Raw genomic sequence first — 24,674 nt, forward strand, 5'->3', positions numbered from 1 at the left:
GGGGGAGATGTTTTACGCGGATCCCTCACAGCACACCTTCGTGTCGTTTATTTCCAAATACTTGGGGCACACCGTGGGTCACTTTACCGGCTGGACGTACTGGATCGGGCTGGTCTTCGTCTGCATGGCGGAGTTAACGGCGATTGCGGGGTATGTTCAATATTGGTTTCCCAAGTTACCGGCTTGGATCATTGAACTCGGCTTTTTAGCCATCTTAATGGGCGTTAATTTAATCGCGGCGCGACTGTTTGGTGAAACCGAGTTCTGGTTTGCGATGATTAAAATTTTTGCGATTCTGGCGATGATTGCCACGGGGATCTTTATGGTGTTGGTTGATTTCAAAACGCCGTTGGGTCACGCTAGCTTTAATAATATTTTTCACAATTTCACCTTGGCGCCTAAGGGTGGGTACAACTTTATCTCGGCATTTCCGATGGATTTCTTCGCCTTTTTAGGGATTGAATTTATTAGCATTACCGTTGGGGAAGCCAAGAATCCGCGAACGATTATCAAGAAGGCCGTCAACGAGACCATTATGCGGATCCTGCTGTTTTACATTTGCTCACTGGGAATCATCATGTGCATCATTCCGTGGACGTCGTTGAGCGCCAGCAGCAGTCCCTTCGTTCAAGTGTTTGATCTAGCTGGGTTTCCAGCGGCGGCTTCGGTGATCAACTTTGTTGTGTTGACGTCAGCGGCTAGTTCGATCAATAGCGGGATCTTTTCTGCGGGTCGGCATTTTTACCAAATCGCAACCGAGGTTGACCCCGATAGTTTAATGGGGCGAACCTTTGGTAAGATTTCCGGTAATGGCGTGCCCGCCGCAGCCATCTTACTTTCAGCAGGCTGCATGTTGATCACGCCACTGTTGAGTTTAACGGCAACGTTGGCATCGGCATTTTCGTTTATCGTGAGTGTTTGTTGCGACATGTATCTGATTGTTTATAGTTTAGCGATGGTGGCACATCGGCGTTATCGGGTCTCAGATGACTTCTTACCGGATGGGTTTAAGATGCCGTTTTATAAAGTTACGAACACCGCTACAATTGCCTTTTTCGTCGTCATCTTTATCAGCCTATTCTTCATTCCGCAGGATGCGATTGCGGCAACGGGGGCAATCTGCTGGACGCTATTGTTTGGGGTCGTGAACTGGTGGCACGGCCGGAAAACGAGTCGGGCGCGGTCAGTTGAGTAAGATGTTACATTGAAAATAAATAAAGGCACTGCTGCCGTAGCACCTCAAAGTGAGGGTGACGGTTGCAGTGCCTTTATTGTGTGTCTAATTATCCTGTTCGGCTTGCAGATCATTAAGCCGATACACCTTTGCCGGACGTCCGGGACGTTTACTGCTGGAGGTGCCGACTAACGAAAAGACGTTGCGGTGGTTCTTCTTAAAGTTCGAGTTATCGATTTCGTCGACGCTGATTTGTTGAAAGTCGGCGAAGATGTGACGGGCTTCCTTTAACGTAAACGTGTCACCCAAAATCAAGAGAATGTTGGGTTGGTAATCCAGTTTATTGCGAATTCGGTCACAAGCCACTTTTAAGATCCAGTCATGGTCAAAGGCCAGAGTCAGTTTAGGCTTGGCTTTTCGCGTTGCTAATTGCTGGTAGTAGGCGGATTGTGAGTTGACGGTGGTTGCGGTAAAGTGGAATTTACCATTTTCAAAGTCATATTGATGGTCGGGGGTATGCAACGTAAACCAGCGGGCATCAACGGCCCCGTACCCCGCCGTTAGTGGTGGCATCTCAGGCAAGAAGGTCATGTAAGCTAGTGAGAGGGTGCGTTGTCCTGGGGTGCGATTCGGGTGGGTGAACGTGGCAAGCTGTTCAGTGTGAAAGCCAGCCAGTTTGAGACCAATCTTTTCTTGAACCAACCGTAATGCCGCAGCGTCGGCACTTTCCGTCTCCCGCATCGTGGTTTCGGGGAGTGCCCAAAAATCTTCGAATGGCGCATTTGCGCGTCGAACGAGCAGGAGATTGACGCATTGTAGGTCGCGGTCGAAGCTCCAAATTAAGTTAGTAATGGTAATTGCGGGTGACATTGACATGGCAAGGATCCTTTCTGGTACGCGTTGCTAGTGAAGCAACCTTCAAGTCTTAATTGTAAGGTATTTGACGGTAAAATGCAGTAAGATTGACGGTTAAAACCAGTTTTCATGAAAAAATATTTCGCTGCTATGAAAGCGGATTCACAAAATGTGATCAGGTGTGCTATCATAGACTTGTAACCAATTACACGAGCTGGCGCCGAAAAACTTGCGATGCCAATTGTTGGAGACGCAGGTCCGCCAGTCCTGAACTGAATGGAGGAAATCACTGATGACAAAGATTTTTGGAAGTCCATCAACTTATGTCCAAGGAAGTGGCGCGTTATTCGACAGCGCTGATGCTCTGAAAAAACTCGGTTCAAAGCCAGTCTTAATGGCTGACGCAACGGTTTACAAGATTATTGGGAAAGACTTTTTAGACTATCTCAAGCAACAGAAGTTTGACGTGCGCAAGGTGACCTTTAAGGGGGAAGCCTCGGAGGAAGAAATCAACCGAATTACCGAAATCGGTAAGGACTTTGGGACTGATTTCATTATTGGTCTTGGCGGTGGGAAGACGCTGGATTCAGCAAAAGCAATTGCTGATAACCTCGGCTTGCCAGTTGCCATTTTGCCAAGTTTGGCCTCAACTGATGCCCCTTGCTCACGGTTATCAGTGATTTATACCCCAAGTGGTGCGTTTTCAAAATACCGCTTCTACAGCAAGAACCCCGACCTCGTGTTGATCGATACCCAACTGGTTGCCAATGCGCCAGTTCGGCTGTTGGCTTCGGGGATCGCCGATGCTTTAGCAACCAACGTTGAAGCTCAGGCTGTTGCCAAGGGTGATGGTCAAACCATGTTAGGCGGCAAGCAAACCTTAGTTGGGAACGCAATTGCCGAAAAATGTGAAGAAACTGAATTTGACTACGCCTTACAAGCCATTGATGCGGCTCGCGTTCACGCCGTTACTCCAGCGTTGGAAAAAATTATTGAAGCCAACACCTTAATGAGTGGAGTTGGGTTTGAAAGTGGCGGTTTATCAGGCGCCCACGCCATTCATAATGGCTTGACGGCCTTGCCTGATGAAGCTCTTCACGAAAAGACCCACGGTGAAAAGGTAGCCTTTGGGACCTTGACCCAACTCTTCTTGGAAGGCCGCGACACCGATGAAATCAACGAATATCTGGAACTCTACTTGGCCTTGGATTTACCAACGACCTTTGCAGATTTAGGTATCGCTGACGTCACTGATGAAGCCCTTTTGACGGTTGGTGAAGTCGCTACGGCGGATGCCGACACGATGTCAGAAATGCCATTTGACGTCACCCCAGCTGACGTTGCTGCTGCCATGAAGGGTGCGGATGCTTACAGCCGTTCTTGTCAAGGGTTGGCATAAGCGCTTTGCTGGATTGAAATTAAATTGATTTTTGGGATGGTAACTGCGAAGTCGTGGTTGCCATTTTTTGCTGTCGTTTGGGTCCAGAGTAAGAGTTGGGTGTTGGCTGTTTGTCATCGCTTCGCTCGCCAAAGACGCATGAAAACTGGCGCCCTCAGGCTACAAAATTCGGCGCCGCTTAAACTGTTATTTCTAGGGTTCCTGAAGTTGTAAGAACCCGTCAACCATACGCTTTCTGGCTACCACGCCGAATAGTGCTGCGCGAGACTGAGAGCTGCATGCAAGGCAACATCGGTAAATCCGCCCGGGCGCCTTCACCGATGTTGCCTTGCACACCTCTCTCAACCCGTCTCGCTCCGCACACTACTTTAAGCGATTGTGCATGAAATCATCGCATTCACAAATAATATGCTAAAATAGGGAAAACTTGCAGTGCCAGTCTACCGGCATTGCATTGGGAGGGATTATCATTCAAAGTCGAAGTCGTGCCTTTCATATCAGTATTTTGGCACTTTTTTTTGCGATTGTAATTATTCAAAACGTCATTCCGTTGTTAGGGTACATTCCGGTTGGGCCATTTAGTATTGCGATTATTCAGATTACGGTCATTATTGCAGCAGTTATCCTCGGTCCCCGTGATGGGATGCTTGTGGGATTGACTTGGGGGCTGATCAATTGGATTCGGGCGTTTGCCTGGCCAACTAGTCCAATTGCGATTTACGTGTTGGTTAATCCACTAGTTTCGGTATTGCCACGGTTGTTAATTGGTTTGATCAGTGGTTGGTTGTTTTTGAAACTCGTTAAGGGGCGGCCAACTGACGCTAAGGTTTGGCAACTCTCGCTAACTGGCGTCGTTGGCGCGTTGGTCAATACGGTGTTGGTGCTTGGTTTTATGGCAATCCTTTACTACATGGGGATGTTGCCTTTGGATAAATTAAACGTTGATGCCATCATGCCGTATTTGTTAGGGATTATGGGAACTAATGGGATTCCAGAAGCCATTTTATCCGGGGTGTTAGTGCCATTAATTGCTAAACCACTGCTTCGATTTGTAAAATGATAATTTAATTAGACAAGTTGCAGACCGGTAGCCGGCATTTTTCATTCATGCTATACTGAAGGTTCTAAGAAAGAACGCGGAGGAAAACAATATGAAGATTGTGGTATTAGCGGGTGGACGCAGCACGGAACGTAACGTGTCCCTGTCTTCAAGCGCCAAGGTCGCTAACGCACTACGGCGAAAGGGTTACGAAGTTGCTTTAGTCGACTTGTTTTTAGGATTACCGGCGGCGGACGAACAGCAGTTAGCAGCGTTGTTTACCAGTGACGAACAGGCCATCGACCTCAACATTAGTGATGAGATCATGACGGATGACGTGATCAACGCGTTGCGGCCAGATGGTACAACGCAACTCTTTGGCCCAAACGTCTTGAAGATTGCGGCCATGGCCGACATCGTTTGGATCGGGTTACACGGTGGCGATGGCGAAAACGGTAAGGTTCAAGCAGTGTTGGACTTAAATAACATTGCTTACACGGGTAGCGGGCCATTGGCTTCCGGCCTTGCGATGGACAAGAGTCTGTCAAAGCAAGTGATGTTGTATAACGGCATCCAGACGGCGCGGTTTATCAACTTAACGAAGTCAACGGCGGCTGATTTTGAGTTGCCATTTGACTTCCCAGTGGTGGTTAAACCGGCCAATGGTGGTTCAAGCGTGGGCATGTACATTGCGCACGATGATGCCGAACTTCAAAAGGATTTACAAGCCAGCTTTGAATTTGACGATGATGTGGTCATTGAAGAGTACATCAAGGGTCGTGAATTCTCAATGGCGGTGGTCAACGGGACGGCGTTGCCAGCAATCGAGATCATCGTTAACGATGGTTGGTACGATTTCGAACACAAGTTTGTGACTGGGAACACCACGAAGTTCCAGACACCACCTGAGATTCCGGACGAGGTTCACGATGAGATGAAGCGCATCGCGATTCAAACCTTTAACGCCTTGGGTCTTCAGAACTACGGTCGAATCGACTTCTTCTGGAACACTGATGGCTTGTACGTGATTGAAGCGAACTCGTTGCCTGGGATGACCCCGTTGTCATTGATGCCGCAAGAGGCTGATGCTGCGGGTATCGCATACGATGATTTGTGTGATTCAATCGTGCAAGGACAATTAAAAAACTTAGGTCTGAAGTAAGTTAACTTAAAAAAAATCCCCTGAAGCCATATTGGCATTCAGGGGAATTTTTTAGGTTCAGGCAATCGTTTGGCCCTCAATCGTTACTCGGTTTCGACCGCGTTGTTTGGATAAATACAAATTTTTATCGGCCGCTTTATAGATGTCATGGTAGTGATAGTGTTCGTCACGGCTATTAGCAGCGCCAATCGAGGTCGTTACCGCTAAATCAAATTCGGTTAACTTCTGAGCAGCAAGCTGTTGACGAAAATGGGCTGCAATCCGCATCGCATAAGTCGGGTCCGTGCAGTCTTCGTTGACGATCACGCCGAATTCTTCGCCGCCCAAACGATAGGCGGTCGCGGTAAAGGGGGCGTTTGCCGTACAATCATGTAGCGTTTCAGCAACCGTCTGTAAAACGAGATTGCCGGTTGGGTGGCCGTAGGTATCGTTGACGTGCTTAAAGAGGTCTAAATCAAGCTCGTACACGGCATATGGGGTGTGATCAGTCTGGTAATTCGTGAAGGCGACTTGCAGGTCGTGATCAAACTGACTGAAATTCTTGAGTTTGGTGAGGCCGTCCGTAGTGGCTTTGCGAACAAGCTTGCGGTTAGTGGCCAATGATTGGTCAAGCGTCTGGTTATATTCGATTCCCGTGATGCTTAGGATAACGAGGGCCGTGATTTGGCGTAACCAAAAGTAAGCATCAGTATCAACAGTATCCATTGACGCGATTAAGCCAATCGTGACCGTTGCAAATAGCGTCAACGTGCTGTACAAGCGATAACGCCGTTGAAGCAGCCACTGGCGCCAAATGTTAGTCAGTAAAATAATGGCCGCAAAACCAGCGTAACTGAGCCAAAGAATCGGTGTGCTGTCAGCTGAGTAAAGGACGACGTAACACAACATCAGCCCAACTTCGATGACACCTTGCCAGCGGATACCCAAGCGAACGTTAAGCAGGAACATGACGATAATCAGCATGTTTAAGAACGTCCAGTGGAGACCGAAGCCGTTTGGCGCTAAATATGTATGGATCCACGATTCGCCGAAGAGGTAGGCTAAAAACGGCTTTAAGGATGGGCCGGATAGCAACGAGTTTGGCATTCCGTTGTTCATCTAGCCAAAAAAGAAATGAAATTGCGCCACCAAGGACGATCATGTTGGTCAACAGGGAAAGTCCGAATGATAGAAATATCTGTAATGGCGTCATGGTAGGGGAAAGGCCTCCTTTCTATGTCGGTCGATTAAATTGGAATCAACCTATCTTAACAAATATTCAAGTGGTTGACGATACTTATTTCAGGCTTTTCAGTGAATCTTGCGAGAATTTTGAAATGGGTCAACCATAAGGGGCACAACCGGTGGGTATCCGCATCGGTATCGGGAAAAGTGGTGGTTTAAATCGGATTTAGGGTTGAGTAGTGACATGGCAATCAATACGTCAGAATCAGAAAAAATGATCCCAACAATCCCCGTATCAGTAGACTTTTCCCTTGACAAATTGACTGAAATCAAGTAATGTACGTTAAGTTTAAGACCGGTCTTACTCTGTAAGATTGGGTCTGCTTTTGGCGATTTGACCAAAGGCGCGCATAATGATTGGGAGATGAAGTCATTGAAAATTGGCGATCAAGTTTCATTTAAATTAGAAGGACAAACGTTTGAAGGGTTTATTGATAAGGAATACCAAAACTCATTCATGATCACGTTTAAGAGTGACGATGCTGAGATCGTTGATAAGTATCACGATCGGGTGATCATCAACAAGAAGCAAGTGAAACTGATCAAGGCCGCTCCCGAAACGGAAACGACTGAAGACGATGAACAAGCCGATTAAGGGTTTGAATTAGGTTGAATAGTGGTTCTCTGAATGCCTGGGATTGGCGTTTGGGGGGCTTTTTTGTGGGGTTATTTATTTTTATTGGCGTTTATGGCGGGTGTGAGGCTTGTGCGTGGTTTGAGTGTTGGCTGTTTGTCGTCGTTTCGCTTGCCAAAGGTGCGTTGAAAAACGCTCATTCAGGCTACAAAATTCGGCGTCACTTAAACTGTTATTTCCAGGGTTCCTGAAGTTGTAAGAACTTGTCAACCACGCGCTTTCTGGCCACCACGCCGAATAGCCAGATAGGCTTCTGACTTCGTCGAGTCGTGCTGCGTGAGGCAAAAGGGTTGCCAGTTAGAGTGTGGTATTAGTCTGGGCAATTGGGTGAGTAGCGGGTGGCGGCGTTTGTTTCGGCTCGGTGTCAGCTGCTGCTTTCCGCAGTTATGTGATATTGAGAAGTTTGGCCGCAATTATTCGTTCTGGCGACCACGCCGAAACGTGTTTTGTGAGGCAAAAGGTTGCACCTAAGGGGCGATAAGCCAAACTACCCAAAACCGGTAGTTTAACTTATCGCCCCTTAGGCTCCACCTTCTGAACGCCTCACAAAACACCTAAAATGTAAGCCCTTTCTATTGAAATTTCATTTATCACCCGATATAATAAATCTGTAAGGTAATAGGAATTTTTCTAAACTAGGGATAGTGCTGGTTGGTCATCGATTAGTGACTGAGCAGTTTAATGTTGTGAGGGGGGATATCATGTTAAGTATCGGGATGTCGGTCTTGTCGCTCTCGCGGTTTCAGTTTGCGATGACGACCGTCTTTCACTTTTTCTTCGTGCCATTTTCAATTGGGTTAGCATTTATTGTGGCAGTGATGGAGACACTTTACGTTGTTAAACGTGACGAGACCTATCGGCGGATGAGTCAATTTTGGGGTAAGATTTTTCTGTATAGTTTTGCCGTTGGGGTCGTCACTGGGATCATTCAGGAATTTCAATTTGGGATGAACTGGTCGGAGTATTCCCGGTTTATGGGGGATATTTTCGGTGCGCCGCTGGCCATTGAAGCGCTGGCAGCGTTCTTCTTGGAATCCACGTTTATTGGTCTCTGGATGTTTACCTGGGACCGGTTTAAACCGGGGATCCACGCGCTGTTCATCTGGTTGGTCGCATTTGGGTCAACCTTGTCAGCCGTTTGGATTCTAGCGGCCAATAGTTTTATGCAAAATCCGGTGGGCTTCGCCATCAACACCAAGACGGGGCGGGTCGTTATGACCGATTTTGCTCAAGTTGTCACCAACCCGCAGTTGTGGTTGGAATTCCCACACGTGATTATGGGGGCGGGCGTTACCGCGTCCTTCGTGATTGCAGGAGCCTCGGCTTGGCGGTTATTGAAGAAAGATCACGAATCATTTTACCGAAAGTCGTTGAACGTGGCCTTGGTGATTGGCTTGATTGCCAGTTTAGGCTCAGTCGCAGCCGGGGACGTTCAAACCCGTTACCTGATTCAAAACCAGCCCATGAAGTTTGCGGCAATGGAAGGGCTGTACAAAAATTCCACGCAAAAAGGGGACTGGGCAGTTGTTTCAACGTTTGATACTCAGAATCATCAGACAAAATCAAGCATTGAAGTGCCCTACGTCCTTAATATTTTAAGCTATCATAAATTATCCGGAACGGTGAAGGGTCAAAATGCCGTTAATCGTGAATTACATGCGACTTACGATAAGAAGTTCGGGAAAGATATGAACTACTACGTGCCAACGAAGACCCTGTTTTGGAGTTTCCGGATCATGGCCGTTTCAGGTGGGCTGTTCATCCTGTTAGCACTTGTGGGGCTGTTCTTTAACCGGAAGAAGGCGGCAACCATTATGCGGCAACGCTGGTTCCTAGTCATTCTTGGATTAGCCATGTGGTTACCATTCATCGTGAACACGACGGGGTGGTTCGTCACTGAATTTGGGCGTTACCCGTGGGTTGTTTACGGCTTACTTACAATTGCGGATGCGGTCTCGCCAACATCAACGGTGGGTTCACTGCTGTTCACGAATATCGTGTACTTTGCGTTGTTCGCTGGCCTAGGACTTGTGATGATCATCTTGTCACACCGGGTGTTGAAAGCCGGACCGGATAACGTTGACGTTTCGGGTTATACCAGCGAGTCCCATGAGCCGCACGTGACGGATCCATTTGGAACGGAGGCGTTTAACCATGACTAATTTGCAGTTACTGTGGTTCTTGCTTATCGGGGTGCTGTTTAGCGGCTTCTTCTTCCTAGAAGGCTTCGATTTCGGCATCGGCATGGCCGTTCGCTTCTTCGGTCGAAATACCGCGGAACGCGACACGATCATTCAAACGATTGGCCCCCACTGGGATGGTAACGAAGTTTGGTTGATTACCGCGGGTGGTGCGATGTTTGCCTCATTTCCAATGTGGTATGCGTCCCTGTTTTCGGGCTACTACATCATCCTGTTCTTAATCTTAGTTGCCCTGATTTTTCGGGGCGTCTCGTTTGAATTTCGGGCGAACATGCAGACCAGTCGGTGGCGTCAGTTCTGGGAATGGGCGGCAACGCTTGGCAGCTTCTGTGCGGCCTTCTTGTTTGGCATGATGTTTACCAGCATGATTCAGGGCGTACCGATGGATGCCGATGGCAATATTTTCGGTAACTTCGGCACCTACGTGAACCTGTTTTCCATTGTTGGTGGCGTGGCGGTGAGCCTGATGTGTTTGATTCACGGCTTGAACTTTCTGCAATTGAAGACCAGCGGCTCACTACGAGATCGGGCGCAGAAGTGGAATAAAGTGCTCTACCCAGTTTTGATCGTAGGGGAAGTCGTGTTTGTTGGGTTGCTCTACATGACCACCGACTTCTTTGCGACAAAAGCCACTAGTACTTGGGCGATTCTAATCGTGTTGGTCATCTTGACGCTAGTTGCTTGGTGGGGTGTTTCGAAAGCTCATAACTGGACGGCTTTTCTCGCCAGTGGGTTATCGTTGATCAGCGTGGTTGTCCTGATTTTTAACGGCCTGTTTCCACGGGTCATGATTGCCACGAATAGTGCGCACTCGATTTTGATCAAGGATGCCTCCAGTTCACCTTACACGTTGCATCTCATGACCATTATTGCCTTTTCGATTTTACCAATCGTGTTGGTCTACTTCATCTGGAGTTACTGGGTCTTTTATAAACGGTTAAAATCACCGGAGATCGGTGAAATCTGAACGTACTGAGGCGTTTTGAACAAGCGGGCGCGGGGCCAAAGCGCGATGCCCCATGTCCGCTTGTTTTATTGATTGTTGAGAAAGTAGGGGTTGGAGATGTTTGATAAACGGTTATTTCAATTACCTGGCATCAAAAGTCGAATCGCGATCTTATTGGTTTTAATCGCATTTCAAGCCGTGATGATCGTTGGTCAGGCGCGGGCTTTAGCAATTGCGGTTGTTAACTTATGGCAGTTGCGGGCGTTAAATTCGATTGTGGTACCAACGCTGAGCTTTAGCGGTTGCTTCTTAGTTCGCCACTTACTCACGGTGGCTCAAAACCGAGTCTTTTTCCCGTTCGTTGAACAAACCAGCGGTGAACTCAGAACCCAATTAATGGCCCAAATTTTTCGGCTGGGTCCCAGCGTTGTTGCCAAAAGTGGGACTGGCAACATTGTGACGATGGCGTTAGAGGGCATCGACCAAGTTCAAACGTACCTCATGTTAGTCATTATTAAAGTGTTGGACCTTGGCATCACGCCCTGGGTTATTTTGGGCTACATTGCCTGGTTACAGTGGCAGCAGGCTGCTTTTTTACTGCTAATTTATCCGGTTATTATTTTATTCATGGTGATTCTCGGTCTGGCCGCCAAAAGTAAGGCCGACCGGCAGTATGCAGGCTATCAGCGGCTGTCAAATAACTTTGTGGATACTTTACGTGGCCTGGGCACCTTGAAACAGCTCGGGCTTTCCCGCAAGTACGCTGGCAACGTTTACCAAGTAAGTGAAGACTACCGAAAAGAAACGATGTCCACGTTGCGGGTTGCGATGACGTCAACGTTTGCGCTGGATTTTTTCACTACTCTGTCAGTGGCCGTGGTGGCGGTCTTCTTAGGTTTTGATTTGTTGGCTGGGCGAACGACGTTACTCCCGGCATTAACGATTTTAACGCTGGCCCCAGACTACTTTTTGCCGATTCGCAACTTCGCCAGTGATTACCACGCAACGCTGAATGGTAAAAATGCTTGGCAAGCGGTTAACGATGTTTTGGCGATGCCAACGGTAACGGATCAAGAGGTGCTCACGACTGGCCACATTCAGTCGAAGACTGAGTTGCGGTTTGAGCACGTGAATGCTACTTATCCGGGGACTTCAACGCCAACTTTGAAGGATCTTAACTTTGACATTCATGGGCCACAACGCATCGGCATTATTGGCACTTCCGGATCTGGAAAATCAACGTTGCTCAACGTCCTCGGTGGCTTTTTATCGCCAGATGAACCTGGCCACATCACGTTAAACGGGGAATCGTTGCCGCATTTAACGCAAACCAAGTGGCAGCAAAACTGCTATTACGTGCCACAGAAACCGTATCTATTTCGAGAAACCGTGGCGCAAAACGTGGCCTTTTACCAACCAACTGCTTCATTAGATGCCATCCAACGTGCCTGTGAGCAAGCAGGGTTGACCGATTGGTTAGCCACGTTACCAGATGGCCTGCAAACGGTGATCGGCGAAGGCGCGCGGGGGGTGAGTGGCGGACAGGCGCAACGAATCGCGTTGGCGCGGGCTTTGCTGGATGATCAGCGGCAGGTGCTGTTATTTGACGAACCCACGGCTCACCTCGATATTGAAACTGAAGCGGCGCTAAAACAGGATATGTTGCCGTTAATGGCCAACCGGTTAGTGTTCTTTGCGACCCACCGGCTACACTGGTTAAACCAGATGGACTGGGTACTGGTGTTGGAAAATGGCGAACTCAAGGAACAGGGCACCCCAGCTGAGCTTAGTCAGCGAGACGGGGCTTACAGTCGCTTAGTTGCAGAAATGAGGGATGACGATGTTCGGGTTTAAGGAAACTTTTGCACACGATACGTGGGTCACGCCGTATCTGCGCCGTTACAAATGGTTGTTGACGCTGGTTTTGTTCTTAGGATTGATGACGTTCCTGTCGGCGGGGGCGTTGATGTTTAACTCTGGGTTCTTGATCAGTTCAGCGGCCCGACAACCGTTCTCGGTGATCGTGATCTACGTGCCGGTGGTTTTGGCACGGGGATTCGGGATTGCCCGTCCCGTCTTCCGGTATGCCGAGCGTTTGACCAGTCATAACTGGGTGTTACGCATTGTTTCGGACTTTCGGCGGCGGTTGTACCAGGCTGTTGAACGGACTGCTGTGACGATCAAACAAACCCATCAGACGGGGGATTTACTCAGTTTATTGGCGGATGATATTGACCACATCGAAAATCTTTATTTGCGCACGGTATTCCCAATGGTGATTGGCTGGTTGCTTTACCTCGTGATCGTGATTGGCGTGGGCGTTTTCAGTTGGCCAGTGGCCTTATTATTAGCACTCCTACTGGGACTGATTGTGATCGTCATGCCGCTGATTTCGGTTGCGTTTAACGGCGCCCGGGAATTTCGGCAAAAACAGCTACAGGGACAGTTTTATACGCAGTTGACTGATGAAGTTTTAGGGTTGACTGATTGGGTGATTTCAGGGCGCTATACCGATTTTATGGCACATCAGCGCATGGCCATTGATGAGATTGCGCAGCTTCGACGCCGAGACCACTATTTTCAATGGTGGCGGGGGCTGGCCGTTCAAGTTATCTTTTTAGCTGCAGTGGTGACACTATTAGTTTGGTCCGGGACGGCATTTACCGCAACGAAAGCTTCGGCGAACTGGGTCGTGGCCTTTGCGTTGGCGTTGTTTCCAGTGATCGAACCGTTCCTTGAAATGAGTCAGGGGGCCAGTGAGTGGCCGGTTTACCGGCAATCCATTACGCGGGTGAATCAATTATCCGAGTCAGCGAGTCAATCTGAGACGGCGGCGCAACAGACGTTAACGGCCCCCGTTACGGCACTCCGCGTTGACCACGTACAATACACGTATCCAGGGGCAGAAACGCCGGTTTTAAAGGATATATCGCTGACGGTTAAGCGGGGTGAGAAATTGGCGCTGTTGGGGCCAAGTGGAACTGGGAAGAGCACTTTATTGAAACTGTTAGTCGGCGATGCGCAACCGACTCAGGGCACCATTACCCTAAACGGGGTCACCATGAGTCAGCTACAAACTCAACGCGCCAGCTTGTTTGGGGTGCTGGATCAGCAACCGTACTTGTTTGACACCACGGTGATGAATAACGTTCGGTTGGGCAACTTGCAAGCAACGGATGAGGAAGTCAAGGCGGCGATTGCGGCCGTGGGATTGGAACCGTTGATTACCTCGCTGCCGCAGGGTTATGACACGCTGGTTCAAGAAGCCGGGAATCGGTTTTCCGGCGGTGAGCGGCAACGGTTATCGCTGGCCCGGATTCTATTACAGGATGCGCCGATCATCATTTTAGATGAACCCACGGTGAGTTTGGATCCAATTACTGAAAAACACCTGTTGAATACAGTGTTTAGCGTGTTAGCAGATAAAACGATCATCTGGGTCACCCATCACTTGGCGGGTATCAAGCACGTTGACCAAGTCCGCTTTTTGGAAAATGGTCAGTTTGATATGCAAGGGACACCGGTTGAGCTTTACCGAACCGAAGCCCGGTTCCGCCGGTTATACGAGTTGGATCAGGGGTTGGATGTGACCTCAACGGACTAGGGGAACATTGCATTTTTAACGCCTAATCGTTACACTAAATAAGCAAACTTGGACCGTGTCAGGACTGCAAGCTGACACGGTCTTGTTAGATTTTTGATTGGAGGTTCGGCAATGTCGATTCAAGTGTTTTTAGAATTAGTGGAAGCAAAGGCGAAAATTGCGTCCGTGTTTCCCTTTTTTATGGGCCTGTACATTGCGAGTTACGTGTACGGCGTTGTAAACTGGCCGCTAGCGCTTACTTTTTTTGTGGCAATGCTCTTATTTAATATGGCGGTTGATGCGCACGATAATTATTCAGATTACCGCCACGCGACCAAGGAAGCGTCAACTTGGAAGCAACAGACTAACATCATCGGGGTCAATCACCTCTCAATGACGCTAATTCGCAATTTGATTATTTTATTGGCTGGTAGTGCTACGGTGCTAGGCCTGATTTTAGTGTTTGAAACCGGTTGGCCACTATTAGTGATGGGCGTGTTTTGTTTTGCAGTAGGGTATTTTTACGCGGCTGGGCCACGGCCAATTTCAACGACGCCGTTTGGGGAAGTCTTCTCAGGCCTCACGATGGGGTTCGTTATCACCTTGATTTCGGTCTACTTAAACATTCAGGCGGTGTTCACGATTGGCATCGGCGGTTTTTTACGGATCTTGTTGGCCTCTGGGATTGCGGTGTTTGCCATTAGTAACATTATGCTGGCGAACAATTTGTGCGATGCCGAAGAAGATAAACTCCTGAATCGTAAGACCATCGTCTACTACTTTGGCAAACCAGCGATGCTCAAGGTGCTGAGCGGGTGCTACGTTGCCGGTTACGTTTGCCTAGTGCTAAGCGTTTTTTGGCACAGTTTGCCTTACATGAGTCTCTTGGTGTTAGGCAGCATCCCACTGGTATTGAAAAACACCCGCCGATTCCAAGCTAAACAAGTCAAAAAAGAAACCTTTCGCTACATCGTGAAAAATGCCATTATTCTGGCGGTGTTTTGCATCGTCTTTATCGGGATCGGTACGCTACTAAACTGGTAGCTTGGTTAAAATTATCTCGATTTTAGCGATTCTTTTGGTTATACCCATTGAAAAGGCCGTTTTGTTTCGGGTACACTAAGGGTACAGTTAATCATCGGATGCTTGGACTTAATTAGGAGGAACTTATTCATGAAGTTACTAGAAGACCGGATCAAACGCGACGGAACCGTATTACCTGGTGAAGTGTTAAAAGTGGATAACTTTTTAAACCATCAAGTTGACCCACAATTGATGTACGAACTGGGTGGCGAGTTTAAGCGCCTCTTTGCGGATGAAGGCGTGACGCGGATCTTAACGGTGGAATCATCTGGGATCGCACCAGCGATGATGGCTGGTCTCCAGATGAACGTGCCCGTGGTATTTGCCCGGAAACACCGCTCATTAACGTTGACGGATAACCTTTATACCGCAACGGTTTACTCATACACCAAGCAAGTGAACAACGATATCAGTATCGACAAACGCTTCATTAAGCCAGACGATAAGGTTTTGATTATTGATGATTTCTTAGCAAACGGCCAAGCGGTTCAAGGCTTGTTGGAAATCGCTAAGGCAGCGAACGTCTCAGTTGCCGGGGTTGGGGTCGTTATCGAAAAACGGTTCCAAAAGGGCCACCAAATGGTCTTAGATCAAGGCATTCACCTGGAAGCATTAGCTAGTATCGCATCATTATCTGATGACGGCGTGACCTTCGCCAGCGACAACGATTAAAACGTGACGCTGACCCCGCTGTTGTCCTGAAATGGAGGGGGTACTGTGGGAACATTAGTGTTAATTTTTACCGTTAACTTTGTGTACATTACGTTAAATACGATTCGATTTATGCTGACGATGAAGGGCTATCGCAATCTGGCACCGTTGATCAGCATGGTCGAAATCACGATTTATGTGGTTGGCCTATCGCTGGTTTTAAACCGCCTAGATAATATCTGGAACATCATCGCCTATGCCTTAGGGTACGGTGTTGGCGTTCGAGTGGGCATCTGGGTTGAAGATAAGCTAGCGTTAGGGTATATTATGGCCACAGTCATCTTACCCAACACCGATAGTCCGTTACCGCAGATCCTGCGCAATAATGGTTTTGGGGTCACGCAATCTCGGGCGGAAGGCTTAGAAGGCGAGCGACTCGTCTTAGATATTTTGACGCCCCGTAATCAGGAGCGGCGACTTTATGCGTTAGTGAACGAGGCTGATGCGAAGGCGTTCGTGATTACGTACGAACCCAAATATATATCTGGCGGTTTTTGGGTCAAACGGGTCCGCAATCACCGCCAGAAGTGATTGAAATCCTAAGTTTTCGTAAAAGGCCTAGTGGTTTTCGGTAATATCGTTATAATCAAATTAGAGATAAAAACTGAATTAAGTAAGAAGGTAGTGAACGAATTTGGACAATCATGTTTTGTATCCAGGAGGCACCATCGGGGTTATTGGTAATAGCAGCAATGGCTCGATGATCGTCGCAGCTGCGCGGCAAGCAGGCTTTAACGTTGGTGCATACGGCGCAGACGAGACGAGTGAAATGCTACAATTAGCAGATTTTCGCATCGTTGGCGAACTGTCAGACCGCGAACGTTTAGAGGACTTTGCACAACGTTGTGATCTCGTCACTTACGATTCGGAACATCTTAGCCCGGCCGTTTTAGACGTTTTAGCTGACAAAACGGTGCTACCACAGGGATATGACTTACAAATGGTGATGCAAGATCGGTTGCTGGAACGCGCGTTTTATGAACAATTGAACGTTAACATCCCACCGTATGCCACCATCGTTAGCCTTGATGACATTTACCAATCGATTAACTCAATCGGCTACCCTGCCGTGTTGAAGCCGATTCAAAAGGATCTGCCCCACGGTGAAGAATTGCTGATCAAGACCCAAACGGACATTGCGCAGGCGGCTGGCTTGATGGACTGGGGGACTTACATCCTTGAATCAACGGTCAGCTACGCCCGGGAACTGGCGGTAACGGTCGCTCGGACACGTGATGGGGAAGCAACGCTATTTCCCGCCGTGCAGATCGAACGTCAAGATGGTCAGTTGAAGTGGGCTTACTTACCGGCTCAAATCGAACCCGATGTTCAAAGTGAATTGGATCGAATCTGTAACGAAATCGTGGCGAACGTGACCTACGTTGGCGTGTTTGAAGTTGACTTCATGCTGACGGCAAACAACGCGATCTACGTCAAGCAAATCGTACCAACCTTTGGCGAAGTCGGTCGGATCTTTGACCGAGCAACTTCGACCACGCAGTTTGAACAGCATTTACGCGCAATTGCCGGGTTGCCATTAAGTGACGTTGAGATCCTACGGCCAACCGTATTAGCAGCCTTCAAGAAGCGCCAACTCAATGCGATTCGGACGCAGTGGGTCATTAAGAAGAACTGGCATTTTTCTTATTACCAGCGGTATCAACAAACTACCAACGATGATGACCTTGTCGGCCACGTTTTGGTTCAGGGCGACGATGTTAACAAATTGCTCGAACAACTCGATGATACTGAAATCTGGTCAACACCGGCTTCAACGGATGAATCAGCTGAATAATTGACGCTTAGCTAGTGTTGTGAACGAAGCATCCATATTGTGGGTGCTTTTTTCGTTGTGGTCTGGGTTGGGTGCGATTTGGTTGTCGGCTGTTTGTCATCGCTTCGCTCGCCAAAGCCGCATAAAAGGCGGTACGCTCAGGCTACAAAATTCGGCGACACTTAAACTGATATTTCCAGGGTTCCTGAAGTTATAGAAACTTGTCAACCACGAGCTTTTTGGCTACCGCGCCGAATAGCCAGATAGGCTTCTGACTTCGTCGAGTCGTGCTGCGCGAGACTGAGAGCTGCATGCAAGGCAACATCGGTAAAACCGCCAGGCCCGGGCGCCTTCACCGATGTTGCCTTGCACACTGCTCTCAACCCGTCTCGCTCCGCACACTGTAATGATAATTTTTAGAAAAGCCCCAACAAAGTAGTTGATTTACACCCCAGAATAAGGGAAAATTTAAATGATGCGAAATAAGCGGATTAACGAATAGAGAGGATTGGATTAGGCGTGGCAGAACAGAGTTCACTATTAGCTAAATTAAATGATAAGCAACGAGAAGCCGTGGCGTACACGGAAGGGCCACTACTGATTATGGCGGGGGCCGGTAGTGGGAAGACCCGGGTACTGACTCACCGAATCGCCTACTTAATTGAAAAAGGCGTGATGCCTTGGCACGTGTTAGCCATCACCTTTACCAATAAGGCAGCTCGTGAGATGCGTGAACGGATCGTGAACTTACTGGGACCATCAGGTAACGATGTATGGGCATCGACTTTCCATGCGTTGTGTGTGCGGATCCTCCGGCGCTATGCTGATCGATTGGGGTATAACAAAGCCTTCACAATTGCTGATACCAGCGACCAACGGACGTTGATGAAGCGGGTACTTTCGGAATTGAACGTTGATCCGAAAAAGTTTGACCCACGCGCAATTTTATCGGCGATCTCAAACGCCAAAAACGAATTAAAAACGCCGGCACAACTGGCGCAAGAAGCTGGGTCGTTATTTGAAGAGATTACGGCGAAGGCCTATGCTGCCTACCAAAAGGCACTGCAACAAAACCAAGCCATGGACTTTGATGATCTCATCATGTTGACGATTCGGCTGTTTAAGGAAAATGCAGACGTCTTGGAAAACTATCAAGATAAGTTCCAGTACATTCACGTGGATGAATACCAAGATACCAACGATGCTCAGTATACGTTGGTCAACTTACTGGCTCAGAAGAACCAAAACCTGTGTGTTGTCGGGGATGCTGACCAAAGTATTTACGGTTGGCGTGGGGCCAATATGGAAAACATCATGAACTTTGAACGGGATTATCCGGATGCCCACGTCACGATGTTGGAACAAAATTACCGGTCAACCAAAACCATTTTGGATGCCGCTAACGAAGTCATTCAAAACAACGATAATCGGCGGGATAAGAACCTTTGGACCGATAATGGTCAGGGTGAGCCGATCAGTTACTACCGTGGCCAAAGTGAAAATGACGAATCCCGTTACGTGGTCTCATCAATTCAGCGATTAATGCGCGAAAAGCACTATACTTACGGCGACTTTGCAATTCTGTACCGAACCAACGCGCAGTCCCGGGTAATGGAAGAAACGCTGGTTAAAGCTAACGTGCCTTACACGATCGTTGGTGGTCACAAGTTCTACGACCGAAAAGAAATCAAGGACTTACTGGCCTACTTAACATTGGTGGCCAATTCGGCTGATGCCATTAGTTTGGAACGGGTGATCAACGAACCTAAGCGGGGGATTGGTTCCGGTAGTTTAGACAAATTACGCCAGTTTGCCAACGAGAATGGCTGGACCGAACTTGAAGCCGCGATGAACGTTGAATTGGCTGGGAACATTACTAGCCGCGCTCGAGGGGCCATCGGCGATTTTGGGATGACCATCAAACGGTTGCAGGAATACGCCAAGGACAGTACGGTGACGGATTTAACCAACCAAATTTTAGAAGTTTCTGGCTATAAAAAGGCGCTCCAAGTGAACCAAAGTTTGGAATCTGAAACTCGACTTGAAAACATTGAAGAATTCTTGTCCGTGACGAAGAAGTTTGACGATGGGTTTGATGAAGAAGCCAGTGAATCTGGTAGCCGAATCGTTGATTTCTTAGCGGATCTGGCGCTTGTGTCTGATCAAGATGACGTGGAAGAACAACCGGCTCAAGTCACGTTGATGACGTTGCATGCAGCGAAGGGGTTGGAATTCCCAGTGGTCTTCTTGATTGGTCTTGAAGAAGGGATTTTCCCACTTAGTCGGGCAGCGGCTGAAAACGATGAATTGGAAGAAGAACGGCGGTTAGCTTACGTGGGCATCACCCGGGCCAAGCAAAAGTTATTCTTGACCAACGCGTTCTCCCGGATGCTGTATGGTCGCACGCAACGCAACCCAGAATCGCGGTTTATTGATGAGATTCAACCAGAATTGTTGCACAGTGAAAATCGGGTTGATCCAGGTACGCAACGGTCATCAGTGCAAACGCCATTTGATCGGCGGACGGCTTCGGCCACGGCGACGACTTATCAACGACCAACTCGCGCAACTCGTTCAAGCAGTTCAGCAGTCAGTCAAGGGACTGGCGCAGACAAACAGGTTTGGCATTCTGGTGATAAAGTGACCCACAAGAAGTGGGGTGTCGGGACCGTGGTGAAGATTTCTGGCACCGGTGAGGACACTGAATTAGACATTGCGTTCCCACAAGAGGGCGTGAAGCGGTTATTAGCCGCCTTTGCGCCAATCACACGGGTCAACAAGTAACGGAGGTGAGCGTCAATCATGGCAGATTCAATTGAAACGTTAACGAAGGCTGAGGCTGAAGCGTTAGCTACCGAATTACGACCGAAACTCCGCCAATGGGGTGAGGCGTATTATACGAGCGACGCACCAACGGTTGAGGACTCGGTCTATGATCAGCAGTACGCACAGCTAGTAGCAATCGAAGAGAAGTATCCGGATTTGATCACCCCAGATTCACCAACCCAAAACGTTGGTGGGGCGATTTCGACTGACTTTTCAAAAGTGGCCCATGACATTCCGATGCTTTCTTTGGGGGACGTGTTCTCTAAAGAAGAGTTGATGGACTTTATTGACCACATTACCGAAAATGAAACTGGCGATTATAACTGTGAACTGAAAATCGATGGTCTAGCGATTTCGTTGCAGTATGAAGACGGCGTCCTGGTTCAGGGATCAACACGGGGGAACGGCCTAATTGGCGAAGATATTACCGCGAATTTGAAGACGATTCCATCGATTCCAACGAAACTGACACGACCATTGACGATCGAAGTTCGGGGCGAATGTTACATGCCTAAGCAGTCGTTTCTAGATTTAAATGCCAAACGAGAGGCTGAGGGAAAACCGGTATTTGCCAACCCTCGAAACGCCGCTGCTGGGAGCTTACGGCAGCTAGATACCCGAGTTACCGCCGAACGGAAATTAAGTACCTTTATGTATAACGTGGCGGATTATGAACCATTAACGTCACGGACCCAGAGCGGGATGCTTGACGAACTGGCTGAACTTGGGTTCACAACGAATCCAACGTATCGCGTGGTGAAAGATGAAGCTGACGTGGACGCGTTCATTGACTACTATACACAGCGACGTGATGATTTGGCTTACGGCATCGATGGTATCGTGGTCAAAGTCAATTCGTTACCGATTCAACGGCAAATGGGGGCCACGGTCAAGGTACCGCGCTGGGCAATTGCCTACAAGTTCCCGCCGGAAGAAGCGGCAACCATCGTCCGTGATATTGAATGGACGGTTGGCCGGACGGGGGTTGTGACCCCAACGGCCATCATGGATCCGGTGCAACTTGCTGGAACCACGGTTTCACGAGCCTCGCTGCACAACCCAGATTACTTGCAGGAAAAGGATATTCGGTTGGGTGACACCGTCATGTTGCATAAGGCTGGCGATATCATTCCAGAAATTTCGAACTATTTACCAGCTAAACGGCCAGCGGATAGCGTTGCGTATGTGATCCCAACGCATTGTCCATCTTGTGGGGCGGAACTGGTGCATTTAGATGACGAAGTTGCCCTGCGATGCATCAATCCGCGTTGTCCAGCACAATTGGCCGAACAGATGACCCACTTTGCGTCTCGAAACGCCATGAACATTGACGGTCTCGGACCACGGATCATTGGGCAGTTATTTGATAAAGCCTACGTGACCGATGTGGCCGACTTATACAAACTGACCTTCGACCAACTGGTGACGTTAGACAAGTTTGGTGAGAAATCCGCTAATAATTTATTAAATGCACTCGATAACAGTCGCAATAATTCGCTGGAACGCTTATTATTTGGATTAGGGATCCGGCATGTCGGCAATAAGGCTGCTAAGTTGATTGCGGCTCAGTTCAAGACGATGACAGCGATTATGGCAGCCCAGCAGGATGAGATTGCGGCAATTGACTCCGTTGGCGAGACGATTGCTGACAGTTTAGTCACGTATTTTGGCAACGTTGAGGTTCAGCAATTGATTCAAGAATTAGTTGATCAAGGCGTTAACATGACCTATACGTCTGCACCGGCCGAAGAAGTGCCAACGACAGGCTTCTTTGCGGGCAAGCGGGTCGTGTTAACGGGTAAATTGACCACGATGACCCGACCAGACGCTGCGGCTTGGTTAGAATCACAGGGCGCAACGGTGACGGGCAGTGTATCGAAGAAAACTGATTTGGTCATTGCAGGAACGGATGCGGGTAGTAAACTCACTAAGGCGGAATCATTAAACGTGCCAGTTTGGGATGAAGCCCAGTTCGCGGCCGAAATGGCGGATCCAAAAGCGTCAGAAAATGGAGGAAAGATTGGCAATGAGACGAGTTAAAGCACTAATTGCAGTGGCCGTGTGTGGCTTATTTTTGAGTGCTTGTGGTAACCTAGGGAGTTCTTCAGGTACCTCAACGAGTACAACTTCAGGCAAGGGTACCCAATTAACCGGGGAAGCCTCTTCGGGCGAGTATCAAGGGGTCATTAAAAACGGTAAGTACGTGACCAGTAAGTCACGGGGCGTTAACGTCTCCCAAAACGATAATCAGTACAACTTAAAGAGTTTTGAAAGTGGCTTATTGGACGTGTCCAAGAAGGTCTTTTCAACGAACAAATACGTCTTCCAAGAAGGCCAATACCTGTCAACCAACACGGTTCAAAACTGGTTGAACCGGAAGTCAAAGTCGAATCCAACCGGCTTGAACCCCGTCAACAACGGTAAGCTGGGTGCAACGACGCGGAATCCAATGTACTTGCAACAGATGGAAGAACAGGATTTCATGAAGGAAAGCGGTAAGAAATTGACTCTTTCTGGCGTCACGGTTGGGTTAGGGTTGAATTCGATTGACTACTACGAAAAGAAGAGTTACGGGGCAACTTACGAAACCCATATTAGTAACGCAACGATCAAGCGCGAAGGGGCTAAAATTGCCAACCAAGTGCTCGCACGGATGCGTAAGAAGCCAGCATTGAAGAACGTGCCGATCACCATTGCGCTATACAAACAAGCGGCTAATGATAGCTTGATTGGTGGGACATTCTTTGCCTACTCCGTCAACAAGGCGGGAACGACGAAGGTTAGCTCGTGGAAGTCCGTTAACCAGAAGAACTACGTTTACCCAACGACGTCATCGAGCGCCAAAACGGGTAACTCAAACGATGCCAGCGCCTTTGATAACTTCAAGACGCAAATCGAAAACTTCTTCCCGAACTTGAGTGGGGTCACCGCTCAAGCCCAATACACGGACAAGCAGTTATCAGGCATGAACGTCAGCATCACGACGCAGTTCTACAGCCAAACGGAAATTATCAGCTTCACGCAGTATCTCCAACAAGCAGCGCAAAAGTACCTCCCATCAGGCGCACCAATTGACATTACGGTGAAGTCGGCGGATGGTATTCAGAGCTTCTTGAGTCGGGATAGTGGGGCGAAGAAGTTTACGGCGCATGTGTTTAATTCGTATTAGAGCGTAAAACGAAGCGGTTAAAGCGCGGCGTATAAGGCGTCCCCTGCAATACCACCCGGTTTTGGGGTGGTATTGCAGGGGACGCCTTATACATAGCGCTTTGCTTCGGTTTACGCGTTTCGGCGCGGTGGCCAGAAAGTGAGCAGCTGACAAACTTCAGTCAGGTGACGAAACCCCAAGAAAAATTAGTCCATACTGAGCCGAAACAAACGTAGTAGCAATGAGCGTGGCCAGTTGCACTCAGAAAAAGTGCACAGCATGCCAGACACCTTACGAGCAACGCTTTGCTTCGGTTGACGCTTTGGGGCGTCGCCAATTGCACTCGAATAACCTGCGAGCAAGACCGAGCACCTAACGTGTAAGATATTGTCTCGAATCGTCACTTACGATTAAGCAACAGACAGTTAAAATGCGCCAATCAATCATTTCCAACCACCACCAAACCACCCAAACTGAAACCGCTCTTACCAAAAACACCAACAATTTATATTCTTCAATCTCCAGACTTGTGTTAAAATAATTTCTGTGTAGCGTTAAAATTAACGAATAACGCAGAAAACTTGTGAAAGAGGGAAACTTGATGGCTAGCCGAATTGATCAAGAACAAGTCCAACACGTAGCATCGTTGGCAAAGCTCGATTTAAACGCCGACCAGTTGGCGTATTTTACGACCCAATTGGATGACATTATCGGGTTATTTGAAACCTTAAGTGAAGTTGATACGGAAGGGGTCGAACCTACTTCTAGTGTGAGCGACCAAATTAACGTCATGCGTGAAGACGTTGCCGACAACTGGGGTCAACGTGACGCCTTGTTGGCAAACGCACCAGAAGCCGAAAACGGCTATATTAAAGTGCCTGCAATTATTGATGAAAGTGAGGGTGAGTAGACCCG

19 protein-coding genes are annotated in these 24,674 nt (G+C 48.4%); 17 read left to right on the plus strand and 2 right to left on the minus strand.

All coding sequences use genetic code 11. The annotated features are described in order from the left end of the window. Nucleotides 1-1,195: amino acid permease (locus tag ACYVR3_RS00205; protein WP_461242630.1), on the plus strand; the 1,195-nt coding region annotated here is incomplete at its 5' end. Nucleotides 1,196-1,279: 84 nt separating this feature from the next. Here ACYVR3_RS00205 and ACYVR3_RS00210 read toward each other — a convergent pair. Next, nucleotides 1,280-2,050 (minus strand): NUDIX domain-containing protein, encoded by a 771-nt coding sequence (locus ACYVR3_RS00210; protein ID WP_461242631.1) that lies wholly within the window; start codon nucleotides 2,048-2,050, stop codon nucleotides 1,280-1,282. Between the two features lie 271 nt (nucleotides 2,051-2,321). Here ACYVR3_RS00210 and ACYVR3_RS00215 point away from each other — a divergent pair, with 271 nt between their 5' ends. The 3 genes from ACYVR3_RS00215 to ACYVR3_RS00225 all read left to right on the plus strand — a co-directional run bounded on the left by ACYVR3_RS00215 (nucleotide 2,322) and on the right by ACYVR3_RS00225 (nucleotide 5,629). After that, the gene (locus ACYVR3_RS00215) at nucleotides 2,322-3,428 is read left to right on the plus strand and encodes a glycerol dehydrogenase (protein WP_461242632.1); all 1,107 of its coding nucleotides are present in this window, start codon (nucleotides 2,322-2,324) and stop codon (nucleotides 3,426-3,428) included. Between the two features lie 469 nt (nucleotides 3,429-3,897). Further along, nucleotides 3,898-4,488, plus strand: coding sequence for an ECF transporter S component (locus ACYVR3_RS00220; RefSeq protein ID WP_461242715.1), 591 nt, complete (start codon nucleotides 3,898-3,900; stop codon nucleotides 4,486-4,488). Between the two features lie 91 nt (nucleotides 4,489-4,579). Continuing rightward, the gene (locus ACYVR3_RS00225; RefSeq protein ID WP_461242633.1) at nucleotides 4,580-5,629 is read left to right on the plus strand and encodes a D-alanine--D-alanine ligase family protein; all 1,050 of its coding nucleotides are present in this window, start codon (nucleotides 4,580-4,582) and stop codon (nucleotides 5,627-5,629) included. A 57-nt stretch (nucleotides 5,630-5,686) separates the two neighbouring features. Here ACYVR3_RS00225 and ACYVR3_RS00230 read toward each other — a convergent pair whose 3' ends face one another. Beyond that, complete coding sequence (locus ACYVR3_RS00230; protein WP_461242634.1) at nucleotides 5,687-6,715, minus strand: GGDEF domain-containing protein; 1,029 nt, start codon at nucleotides 6,713-6,715, stop codon at nucleotides 5,687-5,689. 511 nt (nucleotides 6,716-7,226) lie between these two features. Between ACYVR3_RS00230 and ACYVR3_RS00235 the strand changes: the two genes are divergently transcribed. From ACYVR3_RS00235 to gatC, 13 genes are all read left to right on the plus strand, one after another. Then, complete coding sequence (locus tag ACYVR3_RS00235; RefSeq protein WP_461242635.1) at nucleotides 7,227-7,448, plus strand: DUF2187 domain-containing protein; 222 nt, start codon at nucleotides 7,227-7,229, stop codon at nucleotides 7,446-7,448. A 740-nt stretch (nucleotides 7,449-8,188) separates the two neighbouring features. Next, the gene (locus ACYVR3_RS00240) at nucleotides 8,189-9,649 is read left to right on the plus strand and encodes a cytochrome ubiquinol oxidase subunit I (protein WP_461242636.1); all 1,461 of its coding nucleotides are present in this window, start codon (nucleotides 8,189-8,191) and stop codon (nucleotides 9,647-9,649) included. Then, nucleotides 9,642-10,655, plus strand: coding sequence for a cytochrome d ubiquinol oxidase subunit II (gene cydB, locus ACYVR3_RS00245; protein WP_461242637.1), 1,014 nt, complete (start codon nucleotides 9,642-9,644; stop codon nucleotides 10,653-10,655). Before ACYVR3_RS00240 ends, cydB begins: the two co-directional genes overlap by 8 nt. Nucleotides 10,656-10,751: 96 nt before the next feature. Further along, on the plus strand, nucleotides 10,752-12,488 hold the full coding sequence (cydD, locus tag ACYVR3_RS00250) for a thiol reductant ABC exporter subunit CydD (RefSeq protein ID WP_461242638.1): 1,737 nt from the start codon (nucleotides 10,752-10,754) through the stop codon (nucleotides 12,486-12,488). Beyond that, nucleotides 12,475-14,238, plus strand: coding sequence for a thiol reductant ABC exporter subunit CydC (gene cydC, locus ACYVR3_RS00255; RefSeq protein ID WP_461242639.1), 1,764 nt, complete (start codon nucleotides 12,475-12,477; stop codon nucleotides 14,236-14,238). Before cydD ends, cydC begins: the two co-directional genes overlap by 14 nt. A gap of 111 nt (nucleotides 14,239-14,349) precedes the next feature. Next, complete coding sequence (locus ACYVR3_RS00260; protein WP_461242640.1) at nucleotides 14,350-15,261, plus strand: 1,4-dihydroxy-2-naphthoate polyprenyltransferase; 912 nt, start codon at nucleotides 14,350-14,352, stop codon at nucleotides 15,259-15,261. Nucleotides 15,262-15,390: 129 nt separating this feature from the next. After that, nucleotides 15,391-15,972 (plus strand): xanthine phosphoribosyltransferase, encoded by a 582-nt coding sequence (locus tag ACYVR3_RS00265; RefSeq protein WP_054736517.1) that lies wholly within the window; start codon nucleotides 15,391-15,393, stop codon nucleotides 15,970-15,972. 45 nt (nucleotides 15,973-16,017) lie between these two features. Beyond that, the gene (locus ACYVR3_RS00270) at nucleotides 16,018-16,542 is read left to right on the plus strand and encodes a DUF2179 domain-containing protein (RefSeq protein WP_461242641.1); all 525 of its coding nucleotides are present in this window, start codon (nucleotides 16,018-16,020) and stop codon (nucleotides 16,540-16,542) included. 103 nt (nucleotides 16,543-16,645) lie between these two features. Continuing rightward, nucleotides 16,646-17,806, plus strand: a complete 1,161-nt coding sequence (locus ACYVR3_RS00275; RefSeq protein ID WP_461242642.1) for an ATP-grasp domain-containing protein — start codon at nucleotides 16,646-16,648, stop codon at nucleotides 17,804-17,806. Nucleotides 17,807-18,304: 498 nt separating this feature from the next. Continuing rightward, a complete protein-coding gene (gene pcrA, locus ACYVR3_RS00280; RefSeq protein ID WP_461242643.1) occupies nucleotides 18,305-20,569 on the plus strand; it encodes a DNA helicase PcrA in 2,265 nt (754 codons plus the stop codon). Between the two features lie 18 nt (nucleotides 20,570-20,587). Continuing rightward, nucleotides 20,588-22,651 (plus strand): NAD-dependent DNA ligase LigA, encoded by a 2,064-nt coding sequence (gene ligA, locus ACYVR3_RS00285; RefSeq protein ID WP_461242644.1) that lies wholly within the window; start codon nucleotides 20,588-20,590, stop codon nucleotides 22,649-22,651. Continuing rightward, nucleotides 22,638-23,780 carry a CamS family sex pheromone protein gene (locus ACYVR3_RS00290; RefSeq protein WP_461242645.1) on the plus strand — a complete coding sequence of 381 codons (1,143 nt, stop codon included), beginning with the start codon at nucleotides 22,638-22,640 and terminating at the stop codon, nucleotides 23,778-23,780. Before ligA ends, ACYVR3_RS00290 begins: the two co-directional genes overlap by 14 nt. Nucleotides 23,781-24,360: 580 nt before the next feature. After that, nucleotides 24,361-24,669, plus strand: a complete 309-nt coding sequence (gatC, locus tag ACYVR3_RS00295) for an Asp-tRNA(Asn)/Glu-tRNA(Gln) amidotransferase subunit GatC (RefSeq protein WP_054736523.1) — start codon at nucleotides 24,361-24,363, stop codon at nucleotides 24,667-24,669. Nucleotides 24,670-24,674 lie beyond the last annotated feature (5 nt).

The organism is Secundilactobacillus muriivasis (assembly GCF_054785195.1).